Origin of the sequence: Marinimicrobium sp. UBA4209 (assembly GCF_002381585.1) — a bacterium.
Taxonomy (GTDB): Bacteria; Pseudomonadota; Gammaproteobacteria; order Pseudomonadales; family Cellvibrionaceae; genus Marinimicrobium; species Marinimicrobium koreense.
Genome location: NZ_DFTP01000060.1, coordinates 1,139 through 21,719, shown reverse-complemented (window position 1 = coordinate 21,719; position 20,581 = coordinate 1,139). Strand labels below are relative to the sequence as shown.

Below are 20,581 nucleotides of genomic sequence, written 5' to 3'. Positions count from 1 at the left end.
ACGCTTTTGGCGTCCGGTTGACCGCCTGGTTATGCATTTTCCAGTTTTTCAATGACTTGCTGGGGAGACAACTCTGCCCCTTCCCAAACTTTTACTTTGTGCGCGCCCGCCCCGAAAGCTAGCTCACGGAATATCTTGACCTCCACTTCAGATAGACCACCTTCGGTCAGTTCCAGAGGATGAATCAAAACTGCGGGGCTTCTTTTGATTAATTTTTTCGGGAGAACCTTGCGGATACCGGTACTCAGATGATGCTCGGCCCGTGAAAAATCTCCTGCAAGAAGACGGAGAGTACTGAATGGCTGAGGAGCGGAAACGATTTCCACAGCAGAGTCACCTGAGACCTTCACTATTTCGAATCGATTCCGCGAAACCTTTACGTAGAGTTTTTCCTCGAACAGCTTTCTCAAAGCTTTGTCTTCCTATGCATAACATTTGTATATCGAGCCAGCACGCTTTTTCGCTATGCACATTTCCGCTTGAAAGCCGCTAACTCATTGAAATTAAAAAATTAAATTGAACTTTAGCACAGAAACAGCAGGCGGAAACCGTGCCAGCTCAGTTTTCGTCCGGATGTCGCCTGTTATTTACCCCAGTAACATTTCTAACCTACTGATAAAAAAGGAAAAACTATCATCGGACCGCAAAAAACGCGCTCTGTAAAGATGACCTGTACGCCAAACTTTGCAAGAGTCTCAAATATACTGTATAAAAGTACAGAAATTGATCGTTATTACAGGGAGTGATTCTGATGCCATCCAGCCCTTTTATGGAGATGATTCGTCGTGATATCCGCCTTCGCGGATACAGTCTACGCACTGAGAAAACTTATCTTTTTTGGATCAAGCAGTTTATTCTCTTCAATGACAAACAGCACCCCACTGATATTGGGGTCAGCGAGGTTAAAGCGTTTTTAACGTGGCTAGCGGTGGATCGTCACGTCGCTGTCAATACACAGAAAGTCGCGTTGAACGCAGTGGTGTATTTGTATCATAAGGTTCTGGACACACCGCTCGGTGAAATTGATTTCTCTCCCGCGAGCAAACAGCGTCATCTACCTACAACGTTAGCTCCCCGAGAAATTCGCGCGATCCTGTCCCATTTGCCCCAGCCTCAGCGGCTCATCGTTTCTATTCTCTATGGTAGCGGTTTAAGAGTGTCTGAATGCCTGCGTCTCAGGGTTCAAGATGTGTGCTTTGATCGAATGTCGCTGACCGTCCGCGACGGCAAGGGAAAAAAAGATCGTCAAACGCTTCTGAGTCAATCGGTGGTTCCTGAGTTGAAAGAAGCCATTGAAAAAGCACTTACGATTCAACAAAAAGACAACCAATCCGGCATCGGCCCGTCCATGCCCGGCGTCCTCGCGAAAAAGTATCCCTCTGCCTATCGCACACCTGGATGGATGTTCATTTTCCCATCTGAATCGGTCAGCGAACATCCGCTTACCGGCACGCTTTGCCGGCACCACTTGCACGATTCCGCCATTCATTCGCGACCCACTTGCTGCAAAGCGGTTATGACATACGCAGCGTGCAGGAGCTATTGGGCCACAACGATGTGAGAACGACGCAGATTTATACCCATGTGTTGGGGCAGCATTATGCGGGAACGCGCAGCCCCTTGGATGCACTTGCGGATTAATGTGCCAGACCGGCGTTTAGGCACGCTACCGCCCGTAGTGCGACATTTTCTCTTGGTAGAAAGTATTTCAGAGAGCATGTGGCAACGGGGCTTATTTGGTTGTTTGGGTAAGGTAGCAGGTGGAGAGCGAAAAGCAAGTTGGAGCAGGATTGTTGCATCGTGTGTCGGCACCACATGGGTGCCCTACTCAGTCGTCGTTCATTGGGAGGATCTTGACCACTTGCTCCTGGGCTTTGCGCTCTTCCTGGCTGGTGTTGACGCGGGTTTCGATTTCCCGCATCTGGGGTTGGATATGCTGTTCCTGTTTGAAGCCGCAGTCGACGCATTCGCGGTAGTCGGTGCCGTCTTCGTTGTACACGCGAAGGCGGTCCATGGCGGAGCAGCGGGGGCAGACGGCCCCGGCGATAAACCGGGGCGTTTTGCTGAAGGCCATATCAGGCAGCCTCCTCGTCGATGCCGCTGTGGCGCAGCAATGGGGCGATGCTGGGCTCGCGGCCGCGGAAGTTGACGAACAACTCCATGGGCGGGCGGCTGCCGCCCTGCTGGAGGATTTCTTTGAGGAAGCTTTCCCCGGTGTCCCGATTGAAGATGCCCTCTTCCTCAAATCGGGAGAAGGCATCGGCGGAGAGCACTTCGGCCCACTTGTAGCTGTAGTAGCCCGCCGCGTAGCCGCCGGCGAATATGTGGCTGAAGCTGTTCTGGAATTTGTTGAACGCCGGTGGCGTGATCACGGCCACCTGGTCGCGCACTTCATCCAGCAGTTGCTGGGGCGCTTTCGGGCTATTGGGGTTGTACTCCGCGTGCAGGCGGAAGTCGAACAGGGAGAACTCCAACTGCCGCACCATCTGCATACCGGACTGGAAGTTCTTGGCTGCCAGCAGTTTGTCCAGCAGGTCTTTGGGCAGCGGTTCGCCGGTTTTGTAGTGGCCGGAGATCAACGGTACCACGTCCGGTTCCCAGCACCAGTTTTCCAGGAACTGGCTGGGCAGCTCTACCGCGTCCCAGGCCACGCCGTTAATGCCACTGACGGCGGCCACGTCGATCTGGGTCAGCATGTGGTGCAGGCCGTGCCCGAATTCATGGAACAGGGTGGTCACTTCATCGTGAGTGAGCAGTGAAGGGGTCTCGCCCACCGGAGGGGTGAAGTTGCAGGTCAGAAACGCGACCGGCCGCTGCACACCACTGGCGGTCTGGCGGCGCACACGACAGTCCGCCATCCAGGCACCGCCGCGTTTGTTTTCCCGCGCGAAGATGTCGAAGTAGAAGCCTGCGATGTGTTCACCGTCTTTGTAGATCTGATAGAAACGCACGTCGGGGTGCCAACTATCAAAGCTCGCCACCGGCACAATGTCGATGTCGTAGAGGCGTTTGACCACCTCGAACAGGCCGCTGATCACCCGCTCGGCCGGGAAGTAGGGGCGTAGCTCTTCCTGGGACAGGGCATAGTCCGCCTGCCGGAGTTTTTCGCTGAAGTAGGCCAGGTCCCAGGCTTGCAGGTCGGTGCAGCCTTCTTTTTCTGCAAAGGCTTTCAGTTGCTGAACGTCCTGCTCCGCCAGAGGTTTGGACTTCTCGGCCAGCTCGGTCAGGAAGTTTATGACCTGTTCTGTGCTGTCCGCCATCTTGGTGGCGAGGGAGCGTTCGGCGTAGTTATTGAAACCCAGCAATTGCGCAAGCTCATGGCGCAACGCGAGGGTCTCGTCGATGATCGCGGTATTGTCCCACTCGGCGGCACTGCTTCCATCGGCCTTCTGACCTTCCGCGGACGCACGAGTCACAAATGCGGTGTAGGTCTCCCGGCGCAGGGCCCGATCTTCGGCGTAGGTCATGACCGCCAGGAAGGAGGGGATGTCCAGGGTGGTGACATAGCCTTCCAGGTCTTTCTGCTTGGCAGCCTGAGCAGCTTGCTCCAGAGCGGAGTCGGGCAGGCCGGCCAGATCCTGCGGGTCGGTAAAGTGTTTGTACCAGGCTTGGGTAGCGTCGAGCACGTTGTTGGCAAACTGGGTAGAGAGCTCACTGAGGCGTTTTTTGATCTGGCCATAGCGTTTTTTGGCCTCGCCCTCCAGGGCCACACCCCCAAGTCGGAAATCCCGCAGGGCGTAGTCGATGGACTGGCGTTGGGCCTGGCTCAGCTGGTCGTACTCCGGGCTGTCGGCAATGGCCTGGAAGGCTTCATACAAGCGCCTGTCCTGGCTCACTTCGGTGTTGTACTCGGTCAGCAACGCCACGCTGGCGTTGTACGCCTCGCGCAGGGCCTCGCTGTTGACCACCGCGTTCAGGTGGCTGACCGGGGACCAGGCCTGCTCCAGGCGGTCCTCTTCGGCTTCCAGCGGAGCGACGAAATTGTCCCAGGTCGGTTGATCCAGCCCGTCCAGCAGCCGCTCGCGATGGGCGCGGTTTTCGTCGATCAACTGCCGAATGGCCGGTTCCACGTGCTCCGGCTTGATGGCTGAAAACGGGGGCAATTCGTGGGTTTCCAGCAGGGGGTTGGCCATAAGGTTATCGCTCCAAAACTCTGTGTCTGTGACTCAAAAAACGGGGTTATCGCGTTGAACATTCGCGCTCGGCGGCCCGGGACGCTACCATGATACATCGTTACGCGGCGGCGGGTAGACGCCCGCTCCAGCCGACGCTCCGTGTCCGATGCCCTGTATGAGGTAACCCATGACCGCATCTGCTCCCTCTTCGCCCGCTCTGCGCCGCTACCAGGGCGTCGCCCCGACGTTGGGCGAGCGCGTCTACGTTGACCCGGCCGCCGTGGTAATCGGCGACGTGACCCTGGGCAGTGATACGTCCGTCTGGCCCTGTGCGGTCATTCGCGGCGACATGCACCGTATACGTATAGGCGAAAGGACCAGTATTCAAGACAACAGCTGCCTGCACATCACCCACGCCGGCCCCTTCAACCCGGAAGGCTACCCGCTGACCATCGGCGACGACGTCACCGTAGGCCACTCGGTCACCCTGCACGGCTGCACCCTGGGCAACCGCATCCTGGTGGGCATCGGCTCCACCATACTGGACGGCGCCGTGGTGGAAGACGAAGTGGTAATCGGCGCCGGCACCCTGGTACCGCCGGGCAAACGCCTGGAAAGCGGCTACCTCTATATGGGCTCACCCTGCAAACAGGCCCGCCCGCTCAAAGACAGCGAGCGGGAATTCTTCAAATACTCCGCCAGCAACTACGTGGCGCTGAAAGACCAGTATCTCCAAGAACAACAGAGCTGATCGCCCAACCACCAACACCCACGAGGCACTCCGCCATGCAAGAAGTCTATTTGCCGGAAAACAACATTGAGGCGCACCTGGTACAAGGGTTGCTCGAATCCGAGGGGATTGATTGCGAAATCCGCGGTGAATATTTGCCCGGAGCCGCGGGGGAGTTGCCGGCGGGAAGCACGGTGTCGTTGTGGGTGCACGAAGCGCAGTTTGAAGACGCCAAGCGGGTTTTGGCGCGGTATGAGGCGGGGGAGTTTGCGGCCGAGTAGCGTTTTAATTTTAGGATCGATTCAATCTTTACCTTTGGTTACGGCGGATGCGCGCTTTGCGCTTATCCGCCCTACGCGAGCTGCGGACGTGAATCAGACTATGAGGCCGGGATAGGGGTTCACCCTTTCAAGACCGTGGAGCGGGGGACCCGCGATGCGAGCCCCCAGGGATGGGTTTACGGCGTGTCTTGAAAGGGTGAACCCCTATCCCGGCCGGACTCAGACAAACATTAGAGGATCTATGGAAGCGGCATTTACAGCGTTTGCGAATTTTATGTGGGGCATGCCCCTGGTGATACTGCTGGTGGGAGGTGGCGTCTTCTTCGTCGCCTACTCCCGTGGCCTCCCCTACCGACACTTCAAACACGCCCTGCAGATCCTCAGTGGCCGCTACGACCACCACGACGACGAAGGCGACATCCCCCACGCCCAGGCACTGAGCACCGCCCTCTCCGGCACCCTGGGCCTCGGCAACATCGCCGGCGTCGCCCTGGCGCTCACCATGGGCGGCCCCGGCGCCATCTTCTGGATGTGGGTCACCGCCGTCATCGGCGTCGCCACCAAATTCTATACCTGCTCCCTCGCCGTCATGTTCCGGGGCAAAGACAGCCTCGGTCGGCTGCAAGGCGGCCCCATGTACGTCGTTCGCGAAGGCCTGGGAAAACGCTGGTGGCCGCTCGCCGCATTGTTCGCCGTCGCCGGTTTGATGGGCACCATGCCCGCCTTTCAGGTCAACCAACTCGTACAGATTGTGCGTGATGTGGTGGCCATCCCCGCCGGGCTCGCCAGCGAAAGCAACCACTTCGCCTTTGACCTCACGCTCGGGCTGATCATCGCCGCCCTGGTGCTGCTGGTCATTACCGGACACGTCCAGCGGGTTGGTAAAGTGACTTTGAGAATGGTGCCGGTCATGGTCCTGCTCTATTTGGGGATGACCCTGCTGTTGTTGATCCAGTACCTGGGCGAAATTCCGGCCGCACTACACCTGATCGTCACCGACGCCTTCAGCGGCCAGGCCGCCGCCGGTGGCGCCATCGGTACCGTCATACTGATGGGCGTGCGCCGGGGCGCCTTCTCCAATGAAGCGGGGATCGGCACCGAATCCATGGCCCACGGCGCCGCCAAAACCAAGGAGCCCATTCGCGAGGGCCTGGTGGCCATGATGGGCCCGGTGATCGATACCCTTCTGGTCTGTACCTGCACGGCACTGGCCATACTGGTGACCGACGCTTGGCAGGTGGACGGAAGTATTGACGGAGTGACCCTCACCGCCCGGGCCTTCGAAACCGCCTTCCCCAACGTCGGCGCCTACCTGTTGGTGCTGGTGGTGGCCCTGCTCTCGCTGAGTACCGTGTTCACCTTCTGGTATTACGGCAGCAAATGCCTGGGCTTTCTGATCGGGGCTCAGCATCAACATCACTACATCTGGATTTACGCCACTCTGGTAGTGCTCGGTAGCGTGGTGAGCCTGCGCGCGGTGGTGGGTTTGGTGGACGGGCTCTATGCCACCATGGCCATTCCCACCATGGTATCCGCCCTGTTGCTCGCCCCCCGGGTGAACCGGGCCGCCCGGGATTACTTCGCCCGGCACCGCAAGGGCGACCATGAACCGGCTTCTACAAATTCATAACGGTTTTTTACGCAACCATACCACCCGGGCGACGTCTAACCGACGTAGTATGGCGTATTCACTGTTAGGCGATTGGGGAGGTCTAAATGACACATCAGCGCGTTATCTCACTCCGTTTCTGGCCGAGGGCCGCGCTACTGGCCATAGTGACCTTATGGCTGGCTGCCTGCGCCCAGCAGTCGCCCCTGCCGCTGGCAGACGATTCACTGCGCCCGGCTCAGCCCGGCAACTTCGACCATGTCTTTCTGCCCCCGGGCGAACGTCTGCCCCGGATCACCACACTTTATATCGAACCGGCCCAGGTCGCCCTGAGCGATTACTGGCTGCGCGACCGAAGGGCTGATTACACCCAACGGGACCTGGATCGCATCTACGAGGATTACGGTCGCTTCCTCGACGAAGCGCTCCGTGAGGGGCTGAGTGAGCAAACCGGGGTTACCCTCACCGAGAACCGCGAAGAGGCGGACATGATTTTTCGCCCTACCCTGCGCAATCTGAACATCTACGCGCCGGACCTGAGCCGGCCGGGGATCACCCGCCACTACACGCGCGAAGCCGGAAACGCCACCTTTGACCTGGTACTGGAAGACCCCAGCGGCAAGGTACTGGCGCAGTTCATCGACCACCGGGAAACCCAGAACCTGACCGGACAGGCGATGGAGTGGACCAACCGGGTCACGAACTACCGTCACTTTAGCCGCTTGATGGACCGCTGGACCCGCAACCTGGCCGTTTACCTGCTGATTGCCGGGGCCGTGCCCGAGCCCGCCGAGTGACGGGCTTTGGTTCACCTGAGCGACGGTTTGTGGCTATAATGCGCCCTCGCGGTTGGCGGGCTACGCCCGATGATCGCCCCAAATAGTCCAAAGAGGCACTGCCTCTCACAACGAGGATGAAGCACCGTGAGTCTAGTCAAGAAACGCATCGGCCTGTTGTTGGCTGCCAGTCTGGGTCTGCTCTCCGCTCTGGCGGTGGCTCAGTCCAGTAACGTGTCCAAAGAAATCGAGAACCGCCTGGCCCCGGTAGGCAAGGTGTGCATGGCCGGTGACGATTGCGCGGCAGCGCCCGTGGCCAGCGCCAGCAGCGGTGAGCCGCGCTCCGGTGAAGAAATTTACGGCTCGGCCTGCGCCACCTGCCACGATGCTGGCGTGTCCGGTGCGCCGATGCTCGGTTCCGTGGACGACTGGGCAAGCCGCATTGAGAAGGGCTCCGAGACACTGTACGACCACGCTATCAACGGTTTCAATGCCATGCCGGCCATGGGCTTGTGCAGCGACTGCTCTGATGAAGAGATTCAGGCGACCGTCGATTATATGGTTGAAGAGAGCAGTTAATCGTTTAGCGGAAGGTTACGGCGGATGCGGCCTGCGGCCTTATCCGCCCTACGCGCCACTAGGGCGATCTAATCAAACATCCCCAACAAACTGCTCAGCGTCTCTTCGCCCTTGGCAACATTTTTCTCCGGACTGAGCTCACCGAATCCTTCACTCTCCACATCCTCCGGCGGTAACTCCTCCAGAAACCGACTGGGCGTGGTTTCAAAGATTTCCCCAAACTGCTTGCGCTTGTGGGCCAGGGTCATGGTCAGGGTTTTCTGGGCGCGGGTGATGCCCACGTAGGTCAGGCGCCGCTCTTCCTCGATATTGCCATCTTCGATACTGTTCCGGTGGGGCAGCAGGTCTTCTTCCAGGCCCACCATGAACACGTGCGGAAACTCCAGCCCCTTGGACGCGTGGAGGGTAAGCAGCTGCACCTGGTCCAGTTCGTCCTCTTCTTCCTGGCGCTCGAGCAAGTCCCGCAGCACCAGCTTGGCAATGGCTTCCTTGATGGTGGTCTCATCGTCGTCATCCCCCGGCGCCAGAGTCTTGCCCAGGGAGTCCACCAGGTACTGAACGTTTTCCCAGCGCCGCTCGGCGGCCTTGGGGGTACTGGCGTTCTGATGCAGCCAGGCCTCGTAGTCCATGTCTTCGAGCATTTCCCGAATCGCGCCGATCGGGTTGTCGCCGTGGGAGCGCTGATGCACGCCCTCCATCCAGTGCACAAACCGGCGCAGGCGTTCGAGCGCCTTGTCGTTGAGCTGACTCTCCAGCCCAAGTTCATTCACCGCGCTGAACAGCCCGATATGCCGCTCGGTGGCGTAACGCCCGAGGGCTTCCAGGGTACTGGTGCCGATCTGCCGGCGCGGGGTGTTGATCACCCGCAAAAAGGCGTTGTCGTCGTCCGGGTTTACCAGCAGGCGTAAATACGCCATCACATCCTTGATTTCGGTTTTGGAGAAGAAGGACGAGCCGCCGCTGATTTTGTAGGGAATCTGGTGTTGCTGCAGTTTGATTTCCAGCAGCCGGGCCTGGTGGTTGCCCCGGTACAGTACCGCGTAGTCGCGGAACTTGCGCTGGTAGCGCAGCCGGCTGGTGAGAATTTCCGTGGCCACCCGCTCGGCCTCCGCCTCTTCATTGGCGCAGCGGATCACCCGGATCGGGTCGCCCAGGCCCATTTCACTCCACAATGCCTTGTCGAATTCGTGGGGGTTGTGGGCAATCAGGTGGTTGGCCACTTTCAGAATGCGGCTGGTGGAGCGGTAGTTCTGCTCCAGCTTGATCACATTCAGGGCCGGGAAGTCCTGCTTGAGCAGGCTCATGTTCTCCGGCCGGGCGCCGCGCCAGGCGTAGATCGACTGGTCGTCATCCCCCACCACGGTGAGCGAGCCGCGCACGCCCACGATCAGCTTGACCAGCAGGTACTGGCTGGAGTTGGTGTCCTGGTACTCGTCCACCAGCAGGTAGCGGATTTTGCGCTGCCAGCGGGCGAGAATGTCCGGATGGTCCTGGAACAGGCGTACTGGAATCAGGATCAGGTCGTCGAAATCCACGGCGTTGTAGGCCTTGAGAGCCTGGTTGTAGCGCTCGTACACCCGGGCGATGGTCTGCTCGCCCGGGCTCTGGGCCATGGCCAATACCTCGGCCGGATCGGTCAGGTCGTTCTTCCAGTTGGAAATCTGATGCTGAACCCGGTTCAGGTGGTCGCTGTCCAGCTCGCCGTCTTTGAGCAACAGCTCCTTGAGCAGGGCCCGGGCATCTTCGGCGTCAAATATCGAAAATCCGGGTTTGAAGCCCAGGGCTTTATACTCCCGACGTATGATATTCAGGCCCAGATTGTGAAAGGTCGAGACCGTCAGCCCCTTGGCGGCGCTGCCTTTGACCAGCGAGCTGACCCGCTCCTTCATCTCCCGGGCGGCCTTGTTGGTAAAGGTCAGGGCGGCGATATGGCGAGCCGGCAGGTCGCACTGCTCGATCAGATAGGCAATCTTGCGGGTGATCACACTGGTTTTGCCACTGCCCGCCCCGGCCAGCACCAGGCAGGGGCCATCAATATAGTGTACGGCTTCTCGCTGACGGGGATTGAGCTTGGGCACAGTACCTCACCAATTCAGTGCGTGGCGTCATCAGGCGTGGCTGACACAGGGGGCCGGCATTGTAGCAGGGCGCCAAGGGCACGCAAGCACCCGCACAGACGCACGTGTCACTGCCCGACCAGCGGCCATTGGCACCCCGCGAAAGTGGTTTATTATGGGGTATAGGTGGTGTAAAGTCCTCAACTGGCGCGGATTTCTTCATGCTGTGTGGTCCGTCAAGGTAGATGAGTATTGGGTCATAAACAACGAGAACCGGATCGCCTCGTGCGGCCGGGTCGGCGGCGTCAAGGTTGAGCGCACTGAAGCCCTGCGATGCCCCCAACGATACCAAAGGAACCATGGAATCGGGCAATGGACAGAATCGTAAAGATCCTCTTTATTGACGGCGAGGAAGGCGAGTACCTGTTGCTGGCCGACCTGTTGTCAAAGATTCACCACACCGACTATCAGCTGGTCTGGCACGACCGGCTGGATGGCGCTTTGCCCGCCATTTTTGGCGATGACTACGACCTGGTGCTGCTGGACTATTACTGGGGTAGTGGCCATACCGCTCAGGACCTGCTGACCGCCGCCAAAACCCAGGCATGCACCACCCCGATCGTGGTCATGACCAGCGAGATGGAAACTGAGGTGGACCGGGAAGCCATTCGCGCCGGCGCCGCCGACTACCTGATCAAGGGCCATATCGATACCCAGCTGCTCGAGCGCACCCTGCGCTATGCCATCGAGCGTAAGCGCACCGAGCAACACCTGAGTCGCCTGGCGCACTACGACACCCTCACCGACATCCCCAACCGCATTCTCTTTCGCGACCGGCTCGAACACGCCATCCGCCTGGCGGACCGGGATCAGGGCCAGTTCGCACTGATGTTCATAGACCTTAACGGCTTCAAACAGGTGAATGACAGCTTCGGCCACGACACCGGCGACACCATGATCCGGGTGTGCGCGGACCGCCTCAAGGAATGCATGCGCCGCAGCGACTCGGTTGCCCGCATGGGCGGCGATGAATTTACCTTGTTGCTGGAAAACACCGATAATGGCGCCAACATCGCCCATATCGCCGAGAAAATCATCGAACGTATCGGTGCACCCTATCATATCGGCGGCTACGAAATGCGCATCGGCTGCAGCATCGGCATCGCGGTCTACCCGGACGCCGGCCGCGATGCCGAAAGTCTGCTCAAGAACGCCGATATGGCGATGTATCAGGCCAAGCAACAGGACGACAGTAGCTACCGCTTTTTTACCGAGGCCATGAACAAGGCCGTGCGCCTGCAACTGCGAATGGAGTCCGACCTGCGGGCCGCCCTGCGTCTGAATCAGCTCAGCCTGGAATACCAACCCCGCATCGACCTCAATACCGGGGACATTGTCGCCATGGAGGCACTGCTGCGCTGGCAGCACCCGGAGCGCGGCCTGCTCGATGCCAAAGAATTCATCAGTGTTGCCGAAGATACCGGCCTGATCAACGACATTGGCTACTGGATTGTGGAGTGCGCCTGCCAGGACCTGCGCCTGCTGCAGCGCGAGTGTCACTTGGAATTGCGTATGGCGGTCAATCTGTCAGTGCGCCAGTTCCGGGATGAACAGTTGGTGCACCGGCTGGCGGGGACCCTGAATGAGCTCGATGTGCCCGGCCGGAATCTGGAGTTTGAGCTCACCGAAGCCAGCCTGATGGACAACCTCGATCTGGTCAGCCTGTGCATGCGGCCACTATCGCACCTGGGCCTGGAATTCTCCCTGGACCAGTTTGGCAGTGGTAGCTGCTCCTTCCTGCACCTGCAGCGCCTGCCCATCCGCGCGGTTAAAATTGATTCCCGGTTTTTGGCCGCTCTGAACCACAGCGTGGACGACCAACGCCTGGTCACCGCCATGATCAACCTCGCACATAATCTGGGCAAAGTGGTGATCGCCGAAAGCGTGGAAACCCAGGAACAGAGAGATTGGCTGCAGGCCGCCGGCTGCGACCAGATGCAGGGCTATCTGTTCTGCGCCCCCCAACCGGTGGACAAGGTGTGTCGCACCATCAAGCAATGGCACAGTATCGCCTGAACCCCCAGTAACCACTGACAAGGATATCCCGGCGCGCTACACTGGGGTTTTCCCCAGCATGATCGAGTGCCCCTATGATTAACGACTTTGCCCAGAAATTCTTTCAGGAAATTGACCGCAAATTGCCGGGCTTGCAGGACATGCTTCCCAAGCAGGAAATCAAAGCCGCCGTACAGTCCGCGCTCGGCAAAATGGATCTGGTCACCCGAGAAGAGTTCGACGCCCAAACCGCCGTACTCCAGCGCACCCGCGAGCGTCTGGAACAACTGGAAAAACAACTCGCCGAGCTGGAAAATTCCTCCCGTAGGTAGGATCGGTCCGATGCTTTGGAATGAAGCGTAATCCAACAATCCCGCCAAACTCCGCCACCGGGGATCCAGGGCGTGCTCGCTCCGAAACCCGGAGATTCTCCGATCTAAGCTCCCATTAACACTGTGATTCACTCCCGCCTTTATGACAATTCGGCGGTGCTGCATACGTATTCATATTGCCACCGTCATGAATCCGTCTCTAGACTTCCTCCAAACATCAGTTGATGTAAATACGTAAACAACGCCGAATGTGAAGTCTCTGATAGTCGCGTTCCCAAAGAACGCCACTCCCTCCAAACGCGGTATCGGCGCCGGGCTTGCAACCCATTTCAAATAATAAACCGATGCGGTATCGCCCACTCCCGGGCAAACGGTTCTGACCCTGTGGGCAAGATGCCAACACGTTTTTCAGTCAGACACGGACGAAAAATTCACACTAACGATAATGATTTTTTACCGTCAAAAACGGAAAGACTTTTATGTTCAGCATCCATAGACTTGTGATAAACAAGGTGATGGCGCTCGGTATTGGCGCTCTGCTTTTCGGCAGCTTTCACCCCGCACTCGCCCAGGAGTGGTCCGACGCCTATTTTCGCGGCACGCCCAATGACTGGGGGCTCACCCCCATGACCTACAATCCGGACAGCGGCCACTGGGAAACCACCCAGACCTTCGACGATGACAATCCCCGCTTCAAAATCAGCCGTTACGACAACTGGAGCCAAGCCTACCCGGCCGAGGACTATCCGATCGTCGATGGCGCGGGCACCTACGATATCGCGTTCGACGATACCGATCATTCCATTGAGGTCAGCATTGCCGACACCACGTCCGACGATACCAGCTCCGAAAATACCCGACTCTGTTTCGACAATGCCCAGGGATACAGCGAACCGCATCTGTACTACTGGAATGCATCCCCTGCCGATGCGCTGAACGAGGGCACCGATTGGCCTGGTCTGGCAATGAACAAAGAGAAGGGCTTTTATTGTGTCGACCTTGTCAATCGATTGAACAGCAATCAGTTGCCAGACTCTCTCAACGTTATTTTCAACGATAACGGTGCGGCACAAACCGCCGACCTGCTGTTTGACGGAGCGCCCTGCTTCGCCGGCGATCAATGGCAGAGCCTTACCGATTGTGGACTTGATGAGCATCCGGACGACGCCCCGCCGCCCATCGGGCAAACCCCCGATGATCTTGATCAACGCCCCACGCTGAACGAGCCCCACGCCCTGCCAGTGGAAGGTAATGTGTCCGAGGGCAATTATCGTTTTGAGATCGCCTACCCCGGATTGATCGATCAGTTTGCCTCGCCGGTGATGACCCTGCCCGACCCGGTCAGTGGCCTGATGATGGTGGTCGACAAGTCCGGGCAGGTCTACGCTTTTCCCGACGATCCCGAGGTAGCGCCCGATCAGGTTCGCTCTCTGATCGACATTGAAGATCAGGTCAAGAATTATCACGAACAGGGTCTGCTCAGCATGGCTCTGGATCCGGATTACGCCAGCAACGGTTTTATCTACCTGTATTACATTCAGGGCGCCGACGATAACGAACGTACCCCCGACGGTCAGTACGGCGATGCCGTGCTTGAGCGCTGGACCATCGACAATCCAGCCAACCCCGCTGCCGTGCTGGATGACTCCGCCCGGGAACTACTGCGCGTTGAACAACCCGGTCCAGATCACAAGGGCGGCATGATGCAGTTTCATCCCGAAGAAGGCTATCTGTATTTGGGCATCGGCGACGGCGCTTACGGACATAGCGCCACCACCTCGTTCGACGAAGATCCGCGTACCAACAACAATGCTCAGGTCACCAGCAACCTGCTCGGCACGTTCATTCGGATCGAGCCATTGACCGAAGCTGAAAACGGAAAATACTATCGCGTACCCGATGACAATCCATTTGTGGATCAATCTGGTTACCGCCCGGAAATCTGGTCCTACGGGCACCGCAACCCCTGGCGTTGGGCGTTTGACACCGAAGCGCCCTACACCTTGTGGGAAACCGAAGTCGGCCAATCCGGTTACGAAGAGGTCAACCGTGTGGAACCCGGAAAGAATTACGGCTGGCCGGTGTGCGAAGGGTTGAACAACCGGGGCGAACTCGGGGGCGACCCACTCAAAGACTGCACCACGGCTTTTGAACCGCCCATCGAAGGGTACGAGCACCCAACCGGTTACTCCATCATTGGTGGTCTGGTTTATCGGGGCAACCAGTTGCCGGGCCTCAATGGACGCTTTGTGTTCGGTGACTACGTCACCAAGAAAATCTGGGCCGTGGCCGAGGGCGAAGAGAAAACCGTGGTCAGCGACGCCTTCCCGGAAAACATCGCCTCCTTCGGCACCGACCTGTCCGGCGACGAATTGTTGGTATCCACCTACGGTGTCGAGTTCGGAGGCAACTCCACCATCTACCGCCTGGTGGACGATGACGCTGACAGCGCCGCCTTGCCGGACACCTTATCAGCCACCGGGTTGTTTCAGAGTCTTTCGCCCCTGGTACCGGAAAGTGGCGTCATCCCCTATAAGGTCAACACCGAAGGCTGGTTCGACGGCGCGACGGTACAACACTTCTTACACATCCCCAACGACGAAACCATCGCCTTTGCCGACACCGAACAGTGGGATCTGCCCACCGGTTCGGTGCTGATCAAACATAAATGCATCACCGACGCTGATGGCGAAGAACGTCCCTTTACCACGGAAATTCTCTTCCGCCAGGCGAACGGAACCTGGCAGGCGGTGAATTACCACTGGAACGCCGAGGGCACTGAGGCCACACGAGTGACCGAAACCCTGACCCTCGACAATACCGATGCCGAAGGACGCACCCGCACGGTACGATCCTCGGCCGATTGCGGCTCCTGTCATGTGGGCAATGGCAGTCGCGAACCCCTGGCGTTGCACTCCCGCCAGTTAAACCGTTCGTTCAGTGAGCAAGGTGAGAACCAGTTGGATATTTTCAACCGGATCGGGCTGTTCGATACCAACATTGGTGCCGCCGAGCAGTACACCGCCTTTGCGTCTCTGGAAGACGAGAACACATCGCTTGAGGCGCGTGCCAGAGCCTATCTGGATACCAACTGCGCGCACTGCCACAACAGCGATTTCATGAACCTGCGCTACGACCAGCCGCTGGAGGACATGCGCCTGCTCAACGTTCAAACCACCGGCGGCAAATACCGGATCAAACCCTTTGATCACGGCGAAAGCCTGATTCATCTCTATCAGGTCACCGACGGCAACCGTATGCCCAAAGGCACCCGTTACACCAACCCCGCGGCAGACACCCTGTTCGCCGAATGGATCGACGCCGTCGACGCTCAACCGACCGATTTGCGCCTGCTTGGCGACACCCGGGTCAACCCGGATGATACGTTTACGCTCAGCGTCGAGGCACGCTACGACAATGGCTTCACCGCACCGGTGTCGAGCATCGACAGCGTCAATAGCAGTGACGAATCGGTGCTTTCGGTAGAAGCCATCGAAGGCAACCAGGTCACCCTTAACGCCCTCAGCGCCGGTGCCGCCAACGTCACCCTCAGCAGCAACGGGCAATCGACCAGTCTGGAGATCGAGGTGGTGTCTATCGACACCTCCCTGACCGGGCTGGCCATCTCCCCGGAGACCACCGCACTCACCGATCAGCAACAACTGGTGGCCTACGGTCTGGGTCCCAACAACACCAAAATTCATGTTCATTCGGAGGTTCAATGGCAAGTGATCAGCGGCGGCGACGTCGTGTCGGTATCGGACACCGGCCTGGTGCAACGTCTGGCCCCGGGTGAGGCCACCGTGCGCGCCACTCTGGACGAATTCAGTGCGCAAACCACCCTCACCGAGGCGGACGCCGCCCTGTCCCTGCGCTACGACAACCCTGACGACTGGGACGCCGTCAACATCTACCTTTGGACCAGCGGTGCGGGAGAAGACCAACCGCTGCACGACTGGCCCGGTGAGCCGATGGACGGACCGGATGACAGCGGTTGGTGGGTCTACCATCAAGATCCGGACGCCCTGCCCGAGGGGCAGCTGAACGTGATTTTCAACAACGGCGCCGGCGCCCAGACCGATGACCTCAACGACATCCAGGAATCCGCCAGCTACAGCGACGGCCAATGGGAACCCTGGAATGCCCACGGCGACACCGGCGGCGAAACCTATCGCCTGTCGGTAATTGGTGGCAGCACCGAGAACGCCGAGCGCGATTTCACCCCCGGCACGGTGGTTTCCATCGCCGCCCACGAGGCGCCTCTCGGGACCGAGTTTTCCGGGTGGCAGGGCGAAGGCCGCGCCTATGTAGTCGGCAACCCCGCCGCGGCCACTATCGAGCTGGTGATGCCCGCTCACAACGTCTCGATCCAGGCGCTGTTTGCCGGCCAGGAAGACGACTATCAAGCCGGCCGGGATTTCTATGGCCAACACTGCCAGAGCTGTCATGGCGACAACGGTGAAGGCGGCGTGGCCGGTGCCATCAATGCCCTGGACGACACCTGGAACCAGAATCTTCTGGCCAGCTACATCGCCGACTTTATGCCCATGGACAATCCCGGCGCCTGCGACGGCGAACAGAGCGGTGACTGCGCCTTCGAAATCGCCCGCCTGGTGCTCGCCGACGCCTGGCAGCCCTCTCTGTGCACCGACGGCAACTGCGGCGAGGGCACTCTGGATAGCCGAAACCTGCGCCTGCTCACCAAAGAGGAATACCTCAACAGCGTGCGCGATGTGTTCAATATCAACTTCTCGGCGGCGCTGATGGATACCGTCCCCGCCGATGGTCGCTACCGCAATTTCACCACCGCCTCCTATCTCTCGGCGGGCTACGACCGCACCCTGGGCTATCAATTGGTGGCCAGTGAGATCGCCGAGCAGGCGATCACCCGCTACACCTTTATGGGACTGGCCGAACAGTGTGACGACGCTGCCTGCGCCGTCGAGGCGTTCGGCAAGCGACTGTTCCGTCGTCCGCTGACCCAGACCGAAGTGGACAACTACGCCGCCCTTTACGACAACGACGACGGCGGTCGTCGGGCCCTGCAGGCGCTGTTGATGTCACCGCACTTCATGTACCGCTCCGAGCTGGGCGAGCTGGACGGTGAAACCGGCCTCTTTGCATTGGATGCCTACGAAACGGTGACCTCTCTGGCCTACATTTTCTGGGCCACCACTCCGGATGACACCTTACTCGCCATGGCCGCGGATGAGGACTTCAGCCGGTCCGAGGCGGTCAATCACGTACTGAGTGATCCGCGCTCGGAGCGCGGCCTGCGCCGCTTTATCAGCGGCTGGCTGATCAACAATCAGTACGGCTTCCCGGGCATCGACAACCCGGATCTGGTCGAAGCGCTGAAAGAGGAAACCGTGCGCTTTGTACTCGCCAACATTGAGTCCAACGCCCCCTACGCCGAACTGCTGCTCGCGCCCTACACCCAGGCCAATGATCTGGTGGCCGAGCACTACGGTCTTCCGGACACCACCAGCGGCGGCTGGTCCGAGCGCGCCTACGACGGCTCGGATCCTCGCCTGGGTGCTGGCCTGCTCGGCCACGCCAGCTTCCTGGCCTCGCGCACTAACACCGTCAATCCCTCGCCCATCAAGCGCGGCGTCTATGTGCGGGAAAGTCTGATGTGCCAGGAGTTTCCGCCACCGGCCGCGGCGGACTTCAACGTCGAATTTGAAGACTCCGACAGCAACCGGGACGCCACCGAGCGGCACACCAACGACCCGGCCTGCGCCGCCTGCCACCAGTTTATCGATGGTGTGGGTTTTGGCTTTGAGCGGTTCGACAGCCAGGGCCTGTACCGGGCCATGGAGACCCTGGGCAACGGTGAGACCGAAGAGATCGACGCCTCCGGCTCCATCAAAAGCCTCTATTCGCCGGAGACGACTCTTGACCCGGACAGCGAGGCGGTAACCTACCACTCGATACCCGAGCTGGCCCAACTGATTGCCGAAAGCGGTCAGGGTGAGGCCTGTTTTGCCCGGCAGTTCTACCGCTACGTGGTGGGCCGGGAGGAGTCCGGCGATAGCGACGAGCTCAATATCCAGACTTTTAGTCAGGACCTGCGCAACGGCGGTGGCATGCGTGACATGCTGCGCGACCTGGTGCTGTCCGACAGTTTCATTCAGCGTCGATAAGAGGGAGTGACCACCATGAACACACTGACCAATCGATCGCGTCGCCGGTTTCTGATGTCCCTGGCCAAAGGCGGATTGTTGTTACCCTTTGCCAGCCAACTGTTCGGCCAGAAAGTCCTCGCCGCCTCGGGCTTGGCACAGCGGGTACTGTTTCTTTACTACCCCAACGGCGTGGTGCCTTACAACTGGCGCCCGACCCAGGGCGAGGGCAGTATCGCCGGCTCCCAGGAACTGAGCTTTGGCCTGGGACCACTTTCGCCCTGGCACCAGAACCTGACCGTGCTGCAAAATATGACCCTGGACATCGGTCAGGGCGCTGGCGCCCACTACAATGACATGCGCGGCATCCTCACCGGCAACAACCAGATCGGCACCGACAGTGCCAGCATCGACCACCTGATTGCCGAACAGCTCGGCGATGAAGGGGTCCTGAGCCTGGGTGTGCGTACCGGTCCTAAATCCGACATCATGATCTCCAAGCCTCGGGGTTACGCAACCACGCAAAGGCCTATCCCCAACAACGACCCGAAAGACGTCGCCGAGAAACTGGCACTGCGGGTGGGGGACGGCGGTGGCGGCGAACCGAACCCGCAACTGCAGGCCATGTACGACACCCTGCTGTCGGATTTTGACCAGTTGGAAGACGCCACCCTGTCCCAGGCGCGGCAGGATAAACTTACTCGCCACCGCGAAGCGCTGGTGCGCCTGAAAAACCTCGCGGGAACGCAACTGGGCGACTGCGCCCTCAGCACCGACAAACCCGCCGACCCCTACGCCATGGCGGAACAGCAATTGTCAGCAGATGAGTGGCAACAGTTTCCAACCCTGTGCCGGGCCCAGATCGACAATGTGGTGGGCGCCTTCTCCTGTGGCCTGCACCGGGTCGCCACCCTGCAACTGTCCAAGGGCGATGAAAACGGCAACCTGGTCAACTATTCCTTCGATGAGTGTTGGCAGATGGCCCAGCAGGCCATGGACCAGGGCATCAAGGCCACCGAGAACGGCGGCGAGGTCACCCCGATCACCCGTTGGTACAACGAGTTCTCCAGTCACAGCGCTTCCCACCGCCCGGGGGACGTGCCCCACACTGCCCAAGTACGTTGGTACCACTCCCTGCTGGCCTACACATTGGAACAACTGGATGCGGCCGGTTTGCTGAGCGATACCCTGGTGGTGATGTTCTCCGAAGTGGGCGACGGCTCCAAACACGGCGGCGGCGCTGGTGCGGTGACGCTCGCGGGCGGCGCCGGCGGGGCGCTGTCCATGGGCAGGGTGATCAACTGCGGCGACGGCATCAACAACGGCTACCGCCGCTTTGGCACCCACAACCTGTTCGGCGATGTGGCGCGGTTGATGGGTGTAAACAGTTTACCCGAGCCGCATTGGAGCGGTGGCGTGGTGTAACGCTCCAGTGTATCGCCACCCCAAAACGGAACCCGGTTCCTTTTTCAACGACGCTCGATAAGGTATATTTCTTCTCGAAATACACCCACCCACGCAAGGATTGCTCATGTCGCTCGCCGTTGTCTATTCACGCGCAAAACTCGGAGTCCAGGCTCCGCTGGTCACCGTCGAAGTTCATCTCTCCAACGGCCTGCCCGCCCTGAATATGGTGGGCCTGCCGGAAACCGCCGTGAAGGAAAGCAAGGACCGGGTGCGCAGTGCCATCCTCAACAGTCACCTGGAATTTCCCGCCCGGCGGATTACCGTCAACCTCGCGCCCGCCGATTTGCCCAAAGAAGGCGGACGGTTTGACTTGCCGATTGCCCTGGGCATTCTGGCCGCCTCCGGTCAAATTCCCGAAGACAGCCTGAGCGGTTGTGAATTTATGGGTGAGCTGGCCCTGTCCGGCGAGCTGCGCCCGGTCACCGGTGCCCTGCCTGCGGCGTTGGCCGCCAGCG

14 protein-coding genes and 1 pseudogene are annotated in these 20,581 nt (G+C 59.4%); 11 read left to right on the top strand and 4 right to left on the bottom strand.

Annotation, left to right across the window (positions count from 1 at the left end; translation table 11 throughout):
* Window positions 1–29: 29 nt before the first annotated feature.
* The gene (locus B3187_RS08705) at window positions 30–410 is read right to left on the bottom strand and encodes a hypothetical protein (protein WP_286805813.1); all 381 of its coding nucleotides are present in this window, start codon (window positions 408–410) and stop codon (window positions 30–32) included.
* Window positions 411–751: 341 nt separating this feature from the next.
* On the opposite strand from B3187_RS08705, the pseudogene B3187_RS08700 reads away from it, so the two are divergent.
* Window positions 752–1,641: pseudogene (locus B3187_RS08700) on the top strand (phage integrase N-terminal SAM-like domain-containing protein).
* A 187-nt stretch (window positions 1,642–1,828) separates the two neighbouring features.
* Here the strand turns inward: B3187_RS08700 and B3187_RS08695 are convergent.
* The gene (locus B3187_RS08695; RefSeq protein WP_286805809.1) at window positions 1,829–2,074 is read right to left on the bottom strand and encodes a YheV family putative zinc ribbon protein; all 246 of its coding nucleotides are present in this window, start codon (window positions 2,072–2,074) and stop codon (window positions 1,829–1,831) included.
* 1 nt (window position 2,075) lies between these two features.
* Complete coding sequence (gene prlC, locus B3187_RS08690) at window positions 2,076–4,133, bottom strand: oligopeptidase A (RefSeq protein WP_286805807.1); 2,058 nt, start codon at window positions 4,131–4,133, stop codon at window positions 2,076–2,078.
* Window positions 4,134–4,302: 169 nt separating this feature from the next.
* Here prlC and B3187_RS08685 point away from each other — a divergent pair, with 169 nt between their 5' ends.
* The 5 genes from B3187_RS08685 (at window position 4,303) to B3187_RS08665 (ending at window position 8,090) form a co-directional block, all read left to right on the top strand.
* A complete protein-coding gene (locus B3187_RS08685) occupies window positions 4,303–4,866 on the top strand; it encodes a gamma carbonic anhydrase family protein (RefSeq protein ID WP_123638806.1) in 564 nt (187 codons plus the stop codon).
* Window positions 4,867–4,901: 35 nt separating this feature from the next.
* A complete protein-coding gene (locus B3187_RS08680) occupies window positions 4,902–5,126 on the top strand; it encodes a DUF2007 domain-containing protein (protein ID WP_024461832.1) in 225 nt (74 codons plus the stop codon).
* 241 nt (window positions 5,127–5,367) lie between these two features.
* Window positions 5,368–6,756, top strand: coding sequence for an alanine/glycine:cation symporter family protein (locus tag B3187_RS08675; RefSeq protein WP_286805803.1), 1,389 nt, complete (start codon window positions 5,368–5,370; stop codon window positions 6,754–6,756).
* An 86-nt stretch (window positions 6,757–6,842) separates the two neighbouring features.
* Window positions 6,843–7,532, top strand: a complete 690-nt coding sequence (locus B3187_RS08670; protein ID WP_286805801.1) for a DUF3313 family protein — start codon at window positions 6,843–6,845, stop codon at window positions 7,530–7,532.
* Window positions 7,533–7,658: 126 nt separating this feature from the next.
* Window positions 7,659–8,090, top strand: coding sequence for a c-type cytochrome (locus B3187_RS08665; RefSeq protein WP_246004409.1), 432 nt, complete (start codon window positions 7,659–7,661; stop codon window positions 8,088–8,090).
* Window positions 8,091–8,158: 68 nt separating this feature from the next.
* Here B3187_RS08665 and rep read toward each other — a convergent pair whose 3' ends face one another.
* Entirely contained in the window at window positions 8,159–10,168 is a 2,010-nt protein-coding gene (gene rep / locus B3187_RS08660) for a DNA helicase Rep (RefSeq protein ID WP_024461828.1), read from the bottom strand.
* A gap of 351 nt (window positions 10,169–10,519) precedes the next feature.
* On the opposite strand from rep, the gene B3187_RS08655 reads away from it, so the two are divergent.
* From B3187_RS08655 to B3187_RS08635, 5 genes are all read left to right on the top strand, one after another.
* A complete protein-coding gene (locus B3187_RS08655) occupies window positions 10,520–12,223 on the top strand; it encodes an EAL domain-containing protein (protein WP_286805798.1) in 1,704 nt (567 codons plus the stop codon).
* A 74-nt stretch (window positions 12,224–12,297) separates the two neighbouring features.
* Window positions 12,298–12,534 carry an accessory factor UbiK family protein gene (locus B3187_RS08650; RefSeq protein WP_265366503.1) on the top strand — a complete coding sequence of 79 codons (237 nt, stop codon included), beginning with the start codon at window positions 12,298–12,300 and terminating at the stop codon, window positions 12,532–12,534.
* 479 nt (window positions 12,535–13,013) lie between these two features.
* Entirely contained in the window at window positions 13,014–18,680 is a 5,667-nt protein-coding gene (locus B3187_RS08645) for a PQQ-dependent sugar dehydrogenase (RefSeq protein WP_286805797.1), read from the top strand.
* A gap of 15 nt (window positions 18,681–18,695) precedes the next feature.
* Complete coding sequence (locus tag B3187_RS08640) at window positions 18,696–20,084, top strand: DUF1552 domain-containing protein (protein ID WP_286805796.1); 1,389 nt, start codon at window positions 18,696–18,698, stop codon at window positions 20,082–20,084.
* A gap of 106 nt (window positions 20,085–20,190) precedes the next feature.
* Window positions 20,191–20,581: magnesium chelatase domain-containing protein (locus B3187_RS08635; RefSeq protein ID WP_286805793.1), on the top strand; the 391-nt coding region annotated here is incomplete at its 3' end.